Consider the following 16077-nt stretch of genomic DNA (forward strand, 5'->3'; position numbering starts at 1 on the left):
GATGAAATTTTTAAAAAATGAAGCAAAAGAATTATTGCTATTTTTAATATTTTTAGCTTTGCTTCTTATTTATAAGCATACTATTGGAAGTTTAATTTTGAGTTCTGAGAATTTATTCTTACAGTGGTTTTATGATATGGATGCCCAAGGCGTTCAAAATATGCTTAATTACGAAGCAAGGAATAAACCATCATATACCATGTTTATGACATTTAAAATAATAGATTGGAGTATTCTATCTCATATTCGTTGGCGTGGAATTCTTTCAGTTTATATTTATTATCGTATATGCACATATTTGTACTGCAAATACCAACAATGGCGTAATAAAAAAGAATCTTCAATTCTTGAAATACAAACTATAAGTAAAAAAGATAGATTAATATTTGAACTTAAAATAGTAATTGACTTTATACTTTGTTTTATAGTGTTTGATATTTTTTTTGTATTGATTATGAATTGGCTAACACCAACTCATGTGGATGAATCTGAAGCACTTCCTATGGCGATTTTTTTTATTTTATTTGTTATGCCCTTTGCTTTATATGCTTCATACCGTATCACTAAAATAATTAGAAATAAAACTTGGAGGAGGATTTTAAATCATGGCTGATAAAAATTTTGGATTTCAAGGAAATATACCTCCTGGTATTTCTATAAAAGATAACCAGCAAAAGAAGAAATGAAAAATTATTCTAATTCAATAATTTTTCATCTTTATCATAAAACTCTCCAGTTACATAAAGCCAAATATCATCAAGTTTTTTAAATTTACTTTTTTCTATAAAAGATATATCATTATTATTTTGAAATAGGGTTGCTTTAAATGTCACAAAAGCTTCAAATTCACTTTCTTCAAAGTTTAAAATCTCTAATTTCTCAAAATTTGTATTTTTAGAAAACATCTCTATTTCCTCTCTCCATACAGATATGTTCGTAGAAAAATCAGGATTGTCTTTATGAGTAGTTTTTATAATATATTCACTTTGTTCAAAAGCATAAGCACTAAATCTTGATTTCATAAGTTCTAAAGCATTTGATGGTTTTTTTATATTATCATGAAAAAGTTTGCAACATTTTTTGTATTTTTTTAAACTTCCACAGGGACAAAGAGAATTTACACTAATTTTCAATTTTTTCCTTTATATATACTTTGTAATTATCGGATTATAGCTATTTTAAGTTTATTGATATATGAATAATTTACAAAATTTATTGTGTATATTTAACCCCTTTATATGTAAATATAAATAAAAAATAATAAAACGTGACGAAAATGTGACTAGATTTTTATATAATAATTAAATAATAAATTAATAAAGAATTTTAAATATGAAACTGTTGCATAAGTCTGATTGGCATCTTGGTCAAAATTTTATGGGGAGAAGTAGAGTTGATGAGCATGAAGCTTTTCTTTTTTCGCTTTTAGAAATTTTAAAAGAAAAACATGTTGAAGTTTTAAATGTTCATGTTATTACAACTGGTGATGGAGATGAAAATGTAATTATTCGTATAAATAAAAATGATGATTTAATATCTATTATTTGTGCTGTTCCATTTTTAAGAGATAGTGTTATTAGAGAACTTAAGAAAGATAAAGTAAAGTTATATGGATATAAATAAATATTTAATTCTAATAAATGATGTTGATAAAACAGAAGAGATTGAAAGTTTTGATGTTAATAAAAATAAAGTTGATGTAGTTTTTAAAAGTAACAATACAAAATACCCATATAGTTTAGATAAAGTTAAGATAATTGAAAATCCTGTAGAAGTAAATATAAATAGTTGTATTATTTTTTCAAATGGGAAACAATTATTTAAGATATCTAAAATTCTTGATTTTAAAACTCACTTGAAAGTTTTTTTTGAAGATGGCAGTTATAGATTGTATGATAAAAAGCATATTAAAATAGAAAAAAACTGTTTAACTGATAATAAGGTAAATAGTGTATTAGAGTATTTAAAAAGTTTAGCAGAAAGATTAAATAATAGTGATGATAAAGAAGAAATTGGATTTTTAGATAAACAATATAAAAAAATGACTTTCATAAGTGAAGATAGTGTTTTATCTAAATATTTAAGTTCTAGTAGTATTGATACATTTGAAAATAGTTCTACAACTATTTTCCCATTTGGATTCAACCTAAGCCAAGAAAAAGCTGTAAAAAATGCACTAACAAATCAAATAAGTATTATAGAAGGACCTCCAGGTACTGGTAAAACACAAACTATATTAAATATTTTATCAAATATTATAATGCAAGAAAAAACAGTTGCTATTGTGTCAAATAATAATGCAGCAACAAAAAATGTATATGATAAATTAAGTAGTTACGATTTATCTTTTATATCAGCTTTTTTGGGTAATAAAGATAATCAAGAAGAGTTTTTTAATAATCAAGATAGCAATTATCCAAGTTTTGTAAGTGAAAAAACTGAGGTTGATTTTAATAAACTATATAAAGAAGTAAGCCAAGATAGTAAATCTCTTAAAGATATGTTATCTACTCAGAATGAACTAGCATTACAAAAGCAACTATATGAAGAATTTAAAGTAGAAAAAAAACACTTTTTAGATTACTATGAAAAAAAAGATAAAAATATAGAATATTTTAAAACTTTCAACAAGTATAATATTGATTCTATACTTTCTTTATGGGCAGAGTTTGAGAATATTCAACTTTTAAATAAAAAAATAACGCTTTTGTTTAAAATAAAGAATTTCATAAAATATAGGCTCTTTTCTTTTTCAATTTATAAATATCCAATAAACTCTATAATTCAATGTCTTCAAAGTTTATTTTATGAAAATAAAGAGATTGAAATAACTAAACAAATAAATACTTTTGAAAATAAATTATCAAATTTTGATTTTGAAAATAAAATGAAGTTATATACTCAAAAGTCAATATTTTTATTAAAAAGGTTTATCGCAAATAAATATAAATTTGCCAATAAGAGAACAAGTTTTAATAGTGATGTCTTATGGAAAGATTTTGGAAGTTTTATTGAAGAATATCCTATTGTTTTAAGTACAACTCATTCCTTAAGAAACTCTACTGGAAATAGTTATTTATATGATTATTTAATAATAGATGAATCTTCTCAAGTTGATGTGCTTTCAGGTTCTTTAGCTTTATCTTGTGCAAAAAATGTGGTTATTGTTGGTGACCTAAAACAACTACCTCATGTAATTACAAATGAAACAAAAGATTTAATTCAAATTGTTTACAATCAATATAAAGTTGATGAAGCATATCATTATGATAATAACTTGTTGCTATCTATTACTAAAATTTTTAAAGATGTTCCAAAAACACTTTTAAAAGAGCACTATAGATGTAATCCAAAAATTATAGGTTTTTGTAATAAAAAATTTTATAATAACGAGCTAATAGTTTTAACAAAATTTAAAAATGAAAATGAATCACCTTTAGTTTTGTTTAATACGGCAGAAGGAAATCATGCAAGAGGAAAATACAATCAACGTCAAATTGACGTAATTACTAACGAGATATTACCTAATTTAAATGATAGTAGCATAGGAATAATCTCTCCTTTTAGAAAACAAGTAAATAAAATAAATGAAGAGTATAAAAATAATAAAGAAATAGAAGTTGATACTGTACATAAATATCAAGGTCGTGAAAAAAATATAATCATTTTAAGTACAGTAGTAAATGATGAAGATGAATTCGCTGATGATAAGAACTTGTTAAATGTTGCTATTTCAAGAGCTGTAGATAAGCTTTATGTAGTAGTTTCAGATAGAGAAAAGAATCAAAACATGAAAGATTTAGTAGGATATATTAAGTATTATAATTGTGATATTGTAGAAAGTAAAATTTACTCAATATTTGATTTACTTTATAAAAGCTATTCTTCTCATCTAAATAAGTATCAACAAAAATATAAAAATGTATCTGAACATAAATCTGAAAATTTGATGAGTCTTATAATTGATGAAGTACTGAAAGATGATAACTTTCTTCACTTAGATGTGGTATTACATAGACAATTACGTGTGATAATTAAAGATTTTACTTTACTAAATGAAGAAGAAACTAAATTTGTAAATAATGAAAATACTCATATAGACTTTTTAATATATAGCAAAATTAATAAACAGATTGTATTGGCAATTGAAGTTGATGGTTATAAGTATCATGAGAATAGTCAAATTCAACTAAAGCGTGATAAATTAAAAGATGAAATATTAGAGAAATATAATATTCCAATAATAAGATTTGCAACTAATGCCAGTCAAGAAAGTAAAAAATTAAAAGAATGTTTAAAAAAGCTTGTATAACTTATTTCTAGTTTTTAATAATACATCATTTTGATAAAAATTAGTAAAATAAATGCTAATAAAAAATTATATATTAAAGTAGGATTTTAAATGGAAGATTTTCAAAATGAAGTAATAGGTTTTATAGTTGTTGCTTTAGTTGTAATTATGTTGGCTTATTATGAATCAAAAATTAGAAAAAAAGATTAAATTAATAAAAATTTAGAGCAAATTGATTTTTTGGTCAATTTTTACTATAAAAAAATGCTTTAAAAAGTTAAAAATATTTAAAAAAATATAAAGTTTTTTCTCTAATTCTTTGCTTCTTAATACCGATATTATGGGCTTATAGCTATTTTACCTTTTTTATGATAGAATAAATAAATTATTTAAAGGAGTATGTTATGAATACAAGCATTGTAGGAAGACACATAAATTTAACGGATGCGATAAAAGATTATGTTAATAGTTCAGTTGAAGTGTTTAAAAAATATAATTTAGATATTATTTCTGTTACTTCTACTATTTCTGCAGATGAAAAACAAGGTAAAAAAGCATTTTCATTCGAATTTACTTTAAATATTGCAAATATTGATACTGTTGTTGTAAAACAAAAAGATAAAGATTTATATGCAGCAATCGATATTGCTGTTGATAGAGTATCAAAAGTTTTAAGAAGACATCATGATAAAATAGCTTCTCACAAAGCAACAAAACTTAGTGAAGTTGAAGTAAATGAGATTGAAGATAAAATTGCAAAAGAACTTGAAAAATTTGAAGATGAAATAATGCCAGTTAGACTTACTTCATATAAACCAATAGATATTGAAGAGGCACTTGAAGAGTTAAAAAATTCAACTGCTGTATTCAAAGTTTTCTATGATAAAGATGATAATATGAGAGTTTTATATAAAAGTTCAATCCCAGGTAAATTTGGGTTGTATTAAAAAGAGCTCTTATCAAAAAAAGGTATTAGCAAACACGCTAATACCTTTTTTATTTTATAATGAAAAAATAGGATTAAAAAATAGATGGATAACACACTAAAAAAAATAGCATTGATTGGACAACCTAATGTAGGAAAATCTTCACTATTTAATAGAATTGCAAATAAAAGAATTGCTATTGTTTCAGATATGGCAGGAACTACTAGAGATATCAGAAAACACGAAATAGAGATTTTAGACAGAGTTGGACTTTTGGTTGATACAGGTGGTATTGACGATACAAATGATGCAATATTTTCAAATGTAAAAAGAAAAGCGATAGAAACTGCAAAAGAAGCAGATATTATACTTTTTATGGTTGATGGAAAAAATATACCTGATGATAAAGATAAAGAGCTATTTTATGAACTTCAAAGATTAGGAAAAGAGTTAGCTTTAGTTGTAAATAAAATAGATAATGATAAAGAGTTAGAAAGACTTTGGGAATTTTTTGAATTTGGAATAGGAGATGAAAATCTTTTTGGAATTTCAGTTTCTCACAATCGTGGAACAAAACTATTATTTGAATGGATTTACAAACATCTTCCAGTAAACCTTGAAACAGTAGCAAGGGAAGAAGCAGAAGCATTAAAAAAACAAAGAGAAGAAAATTTTGAATTTGATGATGAAGAAGATTTTTCAAGTGAAGGTATAGAATCACTTGAAGAAGAAACTGTTGAAATAGATGATAGCAAAATAAATGTTGCAATTATTGGAAGAGTAAATGTAGGAAAATCTTCAGTTTTAAATGCTATTGTAGGAGCTGAACGTTCAGTTGTTTCTCCAATTGCAGGAACTACAATTGATCCTGTTGATGAATCTTTTGAATATAAAGAAAAACAAATTACTTTTGTTGATACAGCAGGTTTAAGAAGAAGAGGAAGCATAGAAGGAATAGAAAAATATGCTCTAATGAGAACTAAAGAGATGCTTGAAAAAGCAAATATGGCATTAGTTGTACTTGATGCTTCAAGAGAATTAACTGATTTAGATGAAAAAATTGCTGGATTAGTTGATGAATATGGATTAGGAACAATTATTGTTTTAAATAAATGGGATGAAAATATGGACACATTCCAAAAAATAGAAGAAGAGATAAGAAGAAGATTTAGATTTTTATCTTATGCTCCTATTATTGCAGTTTCAGCAAAAACAGGAAGAAGTATAGAAAGATTAAAAGACAAAATCATAGAAATCTTTGATAACTATACACAAAGAATACCAACTTCACAATTAAATAAAGTTATTGAAGAAGCTGTTATTAGACACTCTCTTCCTAGTCCAAATGGTGCATATTTAAGGATATATTATACAACTCAATTTTCAACAAGACCTCCAAAAATTGCTCTTGTTATGAATAAACCAAACCTTTTACACTATTCATATAAACGATATTTAGTGAATTTTTTAAGAGAAAGATTCAATTTTGAAGGAACTCCGATTCATGTTATAGCACGTGGAAAGAATGACAAAATGGGTGATGAAGAGTATTTAGAGAGATAATTAAAAAAAGTTCTGGAGAAGAGTTCTTGGGTAAATTAAATATAATAAAAAATGATATTTTATCAGGGATCACTGTTGCTGTTGTAGCACTTCCTTTAGCTTTAGCATTTGGTGTTGTAAGTGGAGCAGGAGCAACAGCAGGACTTTATGGCGCAATAATATTAGGATTTTTTGCGGCACTCTTTGGAGGAGTTCCTGTTCAAGTATCAGGACCAACTGGACCTATGACAGTTGTTTTTGCAGCAACTTTAGCAGCTTTTCCAAATGATTTTTCATCTGCAATGATGGTTGTCTTTTTAGCTGGACTTTTACAAATTTTATTTGGAATAGTTGATTTAGGTAAGTGGGTAAAATATATTCCATATCCAATTATTTCTGGGTTTATGTGTGGAATAGGTGTAATTATTATGATTTTACAAATAAATCCATTTTTAGGAGTAGAATCAAATAGTTCAATAGTATACGTTCTTACTCATATTACTGAAACATTAAAAAATATAAATTATGATGCTTTACTAATTGGTAGTATTACTTTAATAATTATGTTTTTAACTCCAAAAAGAGTATCAAAAATCGTCCCTTCTGCTTTAATTGCTTTATTTGTTGTAACTATAATCTCTATTTATATGAATTTTAATGTTATGACGATTGGAGAAATTCCAAAAAGTTTGCCTGAATTTAATTTTCCATTTTCATTTGATATTTTACATTTAAATATAATATTAACATATGCAATCACTTTGGCTCTTTTAGGTTCTATTGATACTCAACTAACATCTGTGTTAGTTGATTCAAGGATGAAAACAAAACATAATTCAAAAAAAGAGTTAATAGGTCAAGGTATAGGAAATACTATATGTTCATTTTTTGGAGCAGTTCCTGGTGCTGGTGCTACTATGAGAACTATTGTTAATATAAATAATGGTGGAACAACAAAATTATCAGGAATAATTCATTCTATTACATTATTGCTAATCATACTTTTTTTTGCACCACTTGCTTCAAAAATTCCACTAGCTTTACTTGCTGGAATTTTAATAAAAGTTGGTATTGATATATTAGATTATAGATTTTTAAAAATTATTACAAAAGTTTCAAAAGAAGATTTAATCATTATGTTAGCTGTATTTTTCTTAACAGTATTTGTTGATTTAATAATGGCTGTTGGAGTAGGTATTACAATAGCATCAATACTTGCACTTTATCAAATTTCTATGAAAACTCAAATGAAAATCATACCATCAAAAATATCATTCAATGAACATAATAAAATTTTCGATATAGAAATTATCAGAGTTAAAGGTTCTTTATTTTTTGGAACAGCAACAGCTTTAGATAATACTTTAGAAAAAATAAAAAATGATAAAAGTATTATTATTGATTGTAAAAATATTCATTTATTAGACATTTCTGCTATTTTTAAACTTGAAGATATTATTGAAAAATTTAAAGAAAAAGAGTTAGAAATAGTTTTAGTTATGAGACATAGACATAAAAAAAGAATTTTATCGATTGATGATTCTGGTATTTTTAAAAATATTAAGATATATAAAAATATTGATGATGCTATAAATTATTTAAAAGAGATAAATTCTAAATGAAAAAAATATATTTATTAAATGAACAAAAACATGAAGATGTTGAAAATTTAGAAGTTTTTCAAATAGAGTATATAAAATCATATGTTGATTTAAAAAAATATGATGCTTTAGTTTTTACATCAAAAAATGGTGTAAAGGCTATAAACTCTTTTAATCAAGATTGGAAAAGTATTCCTTCTTATGCGATAGCTCAAAAAACAGCAAATACTATAATAAAATTGGGTGGAGTTGTCGAATTCATAGGAAACTCTGGGCATGGAAATGATTTTGCTTATGAATTAAAAAATGTTTTAAAAGATAAAAAAGTTTTATATGTTAAGGCTTTAAAAACGGTTTCAAATTTGCCAAATATTTTAAAAGAAAATGGTATTTCTTTAGATGAAATAATCGCTTATAAAACTTCTTGTAAAAAATTAAATATTATTTTAGAAGAAAATTCTATATTTATATTTACTTCTCCTTCAAGTGTTGAATGTTTTTTTAAACAATATTCGTGGAAAAACTCATATAAAGCTATCGTTATTGGAAAAACTACAGCTGAGTTTTTACCTTCAAATATAAATTATGAAATTAGTTCTCAAACTTCAGTTGAAGAGTGTATAAAGTTAGCTAAACAACTCTCTTAACTCTAATTTAATCATTTTTTTAATAAAATATACGCGTCTAAGTAGTTCGAGATTTCCATTGTTGTGGGTCCGAATAATTAATTTTCGTAGACAATATGTAGTCAGATGGTGTGCAGCGATTCATTGCGTTCTCGCTCCTAAAATTTGCACTTGTCTGCAATTTGTGGCTTATGTGGGCCATTTAGTGGTTAACGGCTACTTGGATAAATATTTTTTAATCTGTTTTACAAGGAATTATCGTGAATATATTAATACTAGGAAGTGGTGGTAGAGAGTTCTCTATTGGATTATCTATATTCAAAGAAAATGCTCATAATCTATTTTTTATGCCAGGAAATGGTGCTACTGATAAATTAGGGAAAAATATAAATATAAAAGATTATAATGATTTAGCAATTTGGGCAAAAGATAATTCTATTGATTTAACTATTGTAGGACCAGAAGCTCCTTTAGTAGATGGTGTTGTTGATATATTTAAAAAACATAACTTAACAATTTTTGGACCAAGTGCAGCGGCAGCTAGACTTGAAGGTTCTAAAGTTTATATGAAAAATATATTAAAAAAATATAACATACCAACAGCAGCATTTATTGAGACTTCAAATGAGAAAGAAGCTCATGATTTTATCGAGACTATGAATTTACCAATAGTTGTAAAAGCAGATGGTTTATGTGCAGGAAAAGGTGTAATTATTGCTCAATCAAAAGATGAAGCAAAAATAGCAGTTTCAGATATGCTTTCTGGTGCTTCATTTGGAGATGCTGGAACGAGTGTCGTTGTTGAAGAATACTTAGATGGATATGAATTATCAGTTTTTGCAATTTGTGATGGAGAAAATTATAAAGTTTTACCAGCAGCTCAAGATCATAAAAGAGTAGGGGATGGTGACACTGGACCAAATACTGGAGGAATGGGTGCTTATGCTCCAACTCCACTTGTAAATGACGATATTTACAAAAAAATTGAAGAAAGAGTGATAAAACCAACTTTAAAAGGAATGCAAAATGAAGGTGCACCTTTTGAAGGTGTTTTATTTATTGGTGTTATGGTTGTAAAAGGTGAACCAATTATTTTAGAATATAATGTTAGATTTGGTGATCCTGAGTGTGAGATTTTAATGCCACTTTTAGCTACTCCTGTTTCAGAACTATTTTATAAAGGTGCTACAAAACAACTTGATAAATTAGATATTAAAATCAAAGATGAATTTGGTGTGGGTGTAGTAATTGCAAGTGAAAACTATCCTTATAGTTCTAGTAAACCTGCAGAAATAACTGTTGATGAAATTGAAAATGAACTTTCGAACAGTTCTCATATTTCTTATGCAGGTGTTGAAAAAATAGATGGAAAACTGATGGCAACAGGTGGAAGAGTTCTTGTTTGTATAGGATTTGGTAAAACTATAAAAGAAGCAAGAGACAATGCTTATAAATTAACTACTAAAGTTCATTTTTCTGGTAAAAAATGTCGTTCAGATATAGCTTATCAAGCTTTAAAGTAATTATTTATGCAACAAAATAGTTCTAACCTTCAACTAGCTTCGATGCGTTCACGTGCATTTGCATATATTATTGATGATTTAATTATCACAATAATTGTAATGGCAATTTTTTGGGATAGAATTATGTCAGTTAGTCATGATTCAGAAGCAATGATATACTTAATGCAAACAGAGTTAGTAACACCTTTATTTATTTTAAAAATTGTTTATCAAACTTTTTTTGTTTGGTATTATGGTGCGACTATAGGTAAAATTATTGTAAAAATTAGAGTAATTGATGCAAACCATTGGGGTAGAGTATCAATGTTTGCAGCTTTGTTGAGAGCAGTTGGAAGAGTTTTTTCAGAAATGTTCTTTTATATAGGTTTTTTAATAGGCTTTTTTAACGATGGGAGAAAAACATTCCATGATTTTACAGGAAAAACGTTGGTAGTAAATGCGTAAAATAATCACTTCTTTAATAATCACTTCTGCTTTATTACAAGCACAAGAAATAAACAATGAAAAATTTCAATTAATTGCAAAAGATATTGACTCAAAAGATAAAGTAATAACTGCAGTTGGAGATGTTGTAATATATTCGCCAACTTATTATCTAAGTGCAGATAAAATTATTTTTGATCAAGATAATGAAACATTTGAACTTTTTGACAATGTTTTAATTATAAAAGATAATAATATTCAAACACAAAGTAATTATGCTTTTGTTGACTTAAAAAATGATGTTTCAAAACAATATCCTACTTTTTTATATGAAAATAGTAGTAACATTTGGGTAAATACAAAAGAATCAAATAAAAATAAAGAATTAGTGGATCTTGAAAGTTCAATTATTTCTTCTTGTGATTGTGAAGATCCAGTTTGGAGTATTAGAGCCTCTTCAATGGATTATGATACAGAAAAAATGTGGATAAATACATATAACTCAAGGTTATATGTAAAAGATGTACCAGTATTTTATACACCATATTTTGGATTTCCTACAGATACAACAAGAAGAACAGGGTTATTGATTCCAACTATAGGTTATTCTGGAGGTGAAGGATTTAGATATTCTCAACCTATCTTTTTTGCTCCAGCAGATAATTATGATTTTGAATTAATCCCTCAAATTAGAACAAATAGAGGAGAAGGTGCTTATGGTATTTATAGATATGCCGATTCTCCTGATTCAATGCTAAAAATTAAGACTGGATATTTTAATGAGAAATCAAGTTATATGGATGAAGAAGGTTTAAAAAATAGTGAAGACTATGGTGCAGACTTAGAATATACAAGAAGAAATCTTTTTGCAACTAAAAATGAGCATCAAGATGGAATTTACGTTTTAGCAAGATACTTAAATGATGTACAATACAACAATCTTGATGATTCTTCTTATTCTATAAATACAGATAAAAAAGTTGAATCAAAATTTAACTATTTTTATAATACTTCAGATTATTATGCTGGGACTTATGCAAGATATTATATAGATACATCAAGAGATGCTACAACAAAAGAGATGGTTTCAAATAATGAAACTCTTCAAGAATTACCACAAGTTCATCTACACTCTTATAATAAAGAATTATTAGATACTTTAGTTTATTCTATGGATGCTAAATACATGAACTACACAAGACCACGTGGTTTAACTGCAAATGTTTATGAGTTTAATGTTCCTATTAGCTATACAAAATATTTTGCAGATGATTTTTTATACCTTACTTTAGAAAACAAAACTATTATAAATGAGTATGAATATGGTAACTATAAAAAAGGCTTTAAATATCTAAATGGTAGTAGTAGTTACAAATATGAAGATGGAACTTTAATACAAAATAGAAGTTCAATTCTACTTGGAAGTGATTTAATAAAACCATACAATGATTATTTACATACAATGAATTTAAGTGCTGAGTATGTTATTCCAAAAAATCTAAAAGAAGATGGTGATTTATATGGAATAACAGTTGAAAAGCAAAATGATGAAGCTAGATATAATGAATTGAGTATTTTTCCTACATTAAAAGATCAAAAATATGTAAATTTATCATTGAATCAATCTTTATATGACAAAGAAAATTTAAAACAATTCATAAATCACAAAATGACACAAGCTATTTTATATGATGAAATAGGTGATGCAAGACTTGAAGATTATGAAAACTATGTAAAAATAAATCACGATTATGGTTCAATTTCTGGAAGAGTAATTTATAATATTGAAGATGGACAAGTTGTAGAAGATAGTATTAATAATACATTTAGATTTGGTTATTTTTCTTTTGGAGCAGGTTATTATCAATCTAAAAAAACTGAAAATATTTTTAATGATAGAGATGATTTAGAATCTTATCGATTTAATACTGCTTATAAATTAGCAAAAGATTATTCGATAAGATACTACGAAAATTATAATATAAAAGAAAAAACAAGAAATAAACAAGGAATAGGTTTAACTATTGATGATAATTGTTGGAATCTAGATCTTTCAGTTGAAAAAGAGATTTTCCCTAGAAGTACAGGAGATTATGATGCAAAAGAACAAACAATTCTTTATGCAATTATAACTTTAAAACCAATAGGTGGAATTAAACAAAAATATGAATTGTCAGAGAATGGTAAATAATGAGTTCTGATAAAATATTTTTTAAAAATAGAGAAGTTGCAGCATATAAACTTCTTGATGTCTTACCAATAGATAGTATGAGACTTGAAGATTGGACGGTAATTGCAAGTTCATATGGTGGTTTTGAAATTGCAAAAATTGTGGCATCATCATTAAATGGAAAATTTGATATTATGTTTTCAAGTAAAATATATGCTCCAAATAATGAAGATTGTGAAATAGCAGTAGTTACAGAGCATGAAGAAGTTTTAATACATGATGAACTATTAAAATCTTTTGATATTAGTTTAGATTATGTATATTCAAAGTCTAAGTTAATCTTTGAAGAGTCAATAAAAGAGAGAGTGAATAAATTTAGAAAAGGTAAACAAATTGAAGCATTAGAAAATAAAAATGTTTTAATTGTAGATGAAGGAATAAATACTGGACTCACAATAATGGCTTGTATAAAGACAGCTATTAATTTAAAAGCTAAATCTATCTCTGTTGCCGTACCAGTTTTACCAACACTTAGTATTTCATCTATTGAAGCAATTGCAGATGATTTATATTTTATAAAAAAACTAGACCATTTTGTAGAAATAGATTTTTATTATGATAGTTTAGAAGAGTTGAGTTTTGAAGATATTGAGAAAATAAATAAAGAAGGATAAAAAATTATGTCAAAAGTTTGTGAATTTGAATTAAATGGAAAACAAGAGATTTTTGAATTTGAAAAAGTAGCTAAACAATCAAATGGTGCTGTTCTAGCAAAAATAGGGAATGCTGTTGTTTTAGCAACTGTTGTGAGTGAATTTGATAATCCTGTTAGTGAAGATTTCACACCTTTAACAGTTCAATATATTGAAAAAACTTATGCTGCAGCAAAATTACCAGGAGGATTTATAAAAAGAGAAGGGAAACCTAGTGATTTTGAAACATTAACATCAAGAGTAATTGATAGAAGTTTAAGACCACTTTTCCCTAAAGGTTATGTTTATCCTACAACAATTACAGTTATGGTTTTAAGTGCTGATAAAAATGTTGATTTACAAACTTTATCTTTAAATGCAGCAAATGCAGCTTTATATACTTCAAATTTACCAATTAAAAAATCAGTTTGTGGAGTTAGAGTTGGGAAAATCGAAAATACTCTTGTAATTAATCCAACAAATGAACAATTAGAAAATTCAACTTTAGATTTATATGTAGCTGGTTCTAAAGAAGAATTATTAATGATTGAAATGAAAACTATCTCTTCAAGTGAACTTGTAGAAATTGATATTGAAGCATTTACTAAAATTCATAATACAAATGAGATGGATGAAGATGCTTTAGTTGAAGCAATTGCATTTGCACAAAATGCTTTAAAAGAGGCTAATTTAACTTATGAAAAAGCTTTTGAAGAAGTTTCAAAAGAAAAATTTGAAGTAGAATTAGTTAAATTTACTATTGAAGAATCTGTAATAAATTATGTAAGAGACAATTTTTCTAACGATATTAAAGAAGCTATTAAAAAACTTGCAAAAAGTGAAAGAGCGACTCAATTAAAAGATGTTGCAAAAATGATTTCAAAAAATGAATATTGTATCTCAAATGAAATAGAATTTAACACTATTTATGAAGCTGTTAGTGTTGTAAAAAGAGAAATTGTAAGAGCTATGATTGTAAATGAAAGAGTAAGAGCAGATGGAAGAGGTTTAAAAGATGTAAGACCAATTTCAATAGAAACAAACATTTTACCTTCTACACATTCTTCTTGTCTTTTTACAAGAGGTGAGACACAAGCACTTGTTATTGGAACAATTGCTGGACCTAAAGATGGACAAATGTACGAAGTTTTAACAGATAAATCAACTTCAATGGAAAACTTTATGGTTCATTATAATTTTCCAGGATTTAGCGTTGGTGAAGCAAAACCTATGTTTGGTGTAGGAAGAAGAGAACTAGGACATGGAAATTTAGCTAAAAAAGCTTTAGAAGCAACTATTGATAAAGATTATAATGAAACTGTAAGATTAGTTTCTGAAATACTTGAATCAAATGGTTCTTCATCTATGGCAACTGTTTGTGGTGGTTCTTTAGCATTAAAAGCAGCTGGAATTCCAATTTCTGATTTAGTTGCTGGTGTTGCAATGGGAATGGTTGTTGAAAATGATAAATATGCTATTTTAACTGACATTATGGGATTAGAAGATCATGATGGTGATATGGATTTTAAAGTTGCAGGAACTTCTAAAGGAATTACAGCTTTACAAATGGATATAAAATTAGGTGGAATTGAATTATCTGTTTTAAAAGAGGCTTTACTTCAAGCAAAAGAAGGAAGAACTCATATCTTATCTTTAATGAAAGATGCTGAAAAAGACATTGTTCCAAGTGGTGCTTTACCTTTAATCGAACAATTTGCTATTGATCCAAGTAAAATAATGGTAGTTATAGGAAAAGCAGGAGCTACAATAAAAGAGATTATAGAGAAATTTACAGTATCTATTGATTTAGATAAAGAAAATGGAACAGTAAAAGTAAGTGGAGGAAATAAACAAAATATTATTGATGCTTGTGAGCATATTAAAACTATTTCAAATAATGCTCCTTCAAAAAAAGATGCTTCAAAAAATATAGATTTTGAAAAACTTTATTCAGAAGATGAAGTTGTAATCGGTAAAGTAGAAAGATTAGCAGATTTTGGAGCATTTATTCTTTTACCAAAAGGTGGTGAAGGACTTTTACATATTTCAAAAATATCAAAAGATAGAGTAAAAAATGTTGCCGATGTTTTAAGTATCGGGCAAGAATTAGAAGTAAAAGTACTAAAAGTAAAAAAAGATAGAATAGAATTATCTTCAGCAAATTAATCCAATTCTGGATTAATTTCTCCTACAAAAAATTTCTTTCAATATCCTTCTTTAAATATACAAAATTAATATTTTTTATGCTAGTATATATAAAATATTTTTATAGGTAGAACTTTT

At 26.3% G+C, this 16077-nt stretch carries 13 protein-coding genes; 12 read left to right on the forward strand and 1 reads right to left on the reverse strand.

Annotated features, from left to right (window positions below):
- Position 1: 1 nt before the first annotated feature.
- Positions 2 to 613 (forward strand): hypothetical protein, encoded by a 612-nt coding sequence (locus CKV87_RS05860; RefSeq protein ID WP_012012865.1) that lies wholly within the window; start codon positions 2 to 4, stop codon positions 611 to 613.
- An 82-nt stretch (positions 614 to 695) separates the two neighbouring features.
- Here CKV87_RS05860 and CKV87_RS05865 read toward each other — a convergent pair whose 3' ends face one another.
- Entirely contained in the window at positions 696 to 1133 is a 438-nt protein-coding gene (locus CKV87_RS05865; RefSeq protein ID WP_012012866.1) for a YchJ family protein, read from the reverse strand.
- A gap of 199 nt (positions 1134 to 1332) precedes the next feature.
- Here CKV87_RS05865 and CKV87_RS05870 point away from each other — a divergent pair, with 199 nt between their 5' ends.
- From CKV87_RS05870 to CKV87_RS05920, 11 genes are all read left to right on the forward strand, one after another.
- Entirely contained in the window at positions 1333 to 1623 is a 291-nt protein-coding gene (locus tag CKV87_RS05870; protein WP_012012867.1) for a hypothetical protein, read from the forward strand.
- Entirely contained in the window at positions 1610 to 4312 is a 2703-nt protein-coding gene (locus CKV87_RS05875) for an AAA domain-containing protein (RefSeq protein WP_012012868.1), read from the forward strand. Before CKV87_RS05870 ends, CKV87_RS05875 begins: the two co-directional genes overlap by 14 nt.
- A gap of 383 nt (positions 4313 to 4695) precedes the next feature.
- Complete coding sequence (hpf, locus tag CKV87_RS05880) at positions 4696 to 5238, forward strand: ribosome hibernation-promoting factor, HPF/YfiA family (protein ID WP_004509369.1); 543 nt, start codon at positions 4696 to 4698, stop codon at positions 5236 to 5238.
- Positions 5239 to 5322: 84 nt separating this feature from the next.
- Complete coding sequence (der, locus tag CKV87_RS05885; protein WP_012012870.1) at positions 5323 to 6780, forward strand: ribosome biogenesis GTPase Der; 1458 nt, start codon at positions 5323 to 5325, stop codon at positions 6778 to 6780.
- A gap of 26 nt (positions 6781 to 6806) precedes the next feature.
- Positions 6807 to 8381, forward strand: coding sequence for a SulP family inorganic anion transporter (locus tag CKV87_RS05890; RefSeq protein WP_012012871.1), 1575 nt, complete (start codon positions 6807 to 6809; stop codon positions 8379 to 8381).
- Entirely contained in the window at positions 8378 to 9007 is a 630-nt protein-coding gene (locus CKV87_RS05895; RefSeq protein ID WP_012012872.1) for a uroporphyrinogen-III synthase, read from the forward strand. Before CKV87_RS05890 ends, CKV87_RS05895 begins: the two co-directional genes overlap by 4 nt.
- 239 nt (positions 9008 to 9246) lie before the next feature.
- Positions 9247 to 10509 (forward strand): phosphoribosylamine--glycine ligase, encoded by a 1263-nt coding sequence (purD, locus tag CKV87_RS05900; protein ID WP_012012874.1) that lies wholly within the window; start codon positions 9247 to 9249, stop codon positions 10507 to 10509.
- A gap of 6 nt (positions 10510 to 10515) precedes the next feature.
- Positions 10516 to 10953, forward strand: a complete 438-nt coding sequence (locus CKV87_RS05905) for an RDD family protein (RefSeq protein ID WP_012012875.1) — start codon at positions 10516 to 10518, stop codon at positions 10951 to 10953.
- Positions 10946 to 13123: an LPS-assembly protein LptD gene (locus tag CKV87_RS05910; protein WP_012012876.1), complete on the forward strand. Its 2178-nt coding sequence runs from the start codon at positions 10946 to 10948 to the stop codon at positions 13121 to 13123. The genes CKV87_RS05905 and CKV87_RS05910 overlap by 8 nt, the downstream gene beginning before the upstream one ends.
- Entirely contained in the window at positions 13123 to 13776 is a 654-nt protein-coding gene (locus CKV87_RS05915) for a phosphoribosyltransferase (RefSeq protein WP_004509376.1), read from the forward strand. The genes CKV87_RS05910 and CKV87_RS05915 overlap by 1 nt, the downstream gene beginning before the upstream one ends.
- 6 nt (positions 13777 to 13782) lie before the next feature.
- On the forward strand, positions 13783 to 15960 hold the full coding sequence (locus CKV87_RS05920; RefSeq protein WP_012012877.1) for a polyribonucleotide nucleotidyltransferase: 2178 nt from the start codon (positions 13783 to 13785) through the stop codon (positions 15958 to 15960).
- The last annotated feature ends 117 nt before the right edge of the window (positions 15961 to 16077 follow it).

It is taken from the genome of Aliarcobacter butzleri, assembly GCF_900187115.1.
GTDB lineage: Bacteria > Campylobacterota > Campylobacteria > Campylobacterales > Arcobacteraceae > Aliarcobacter > Aliarcobacter butzleri.

Excerpts from the sequence above, each read along its gene's own strand:
- CKV87_RS05860 (WP_012012865.1), top strand. The coding sequence starts at position 2 with ATGAAATTTTTAAAAAATGAAGCAAAAGAATTATTGCTATTTTTAATA.
- CKV87_RS05870 (WP_012012867.1), top strand. The coding sequence starts at position 1,333 with ATGAAACTGTTGCATAAGTCTGATTGGCATCTTGGTCAAAATTTTATG.
- CKV87_RS05875 (WP_012012868.1), top strand. The coding sequence starts at position 1,610 with ATGGATATAAATAAATATTTAATTCTAATAAATGATGTTGATAAAACA.
- hpf (WP_004509369.1), top strand. The coding sequence starts at position 4,696 with ATGAATACAAGCATTGTAGGAAGACACATAAATTTAACGGATGCGATA.
- der (WP_012012870.1), top strand. The coding sequence starts at position 5,323 with ATGGATAACACACTAAAAAAAATAGCATTGATTGGACAACCTAATGTA.
- CKV87_RS05895 (WP_012012872.1), top strand. The coding sequence starts at position 8,378 with ATGAAAAAAATATATTTATTAAATGAACAAAAACATGAAGATGTTGAA.
- CKV87_RS05905 (WP_012012875.1), top strand. The coding sequence starts at position 10,516 with ATGCAACAAAATAGTTCTAACCTTCAACTAGCTTCGATGCGTTCACGT.
- CKV87_RS05910 (WP_012012876.1), top strand. The coding sequence starts at position 10,946 with ATGCGTAAAATAATCACTTCTTTAATAATCACTTCTGCTTTATTACAA.
- CKV87_RS05915 (WP_004509376.1), top strand. The coding sequence starts at position 13,123 with ATGAGTTCTGATAAAATATTTTTTAAAAATAGAGAAGTTGCAGCATAT.
- CKV87_RS05920 (WP_012012877.1), top strand. The coding sequence starts at position 13,783 with ATGTCAAAAGTTTGTGAATTTGAATTAAATGGAAAACAAGAGATTTTT.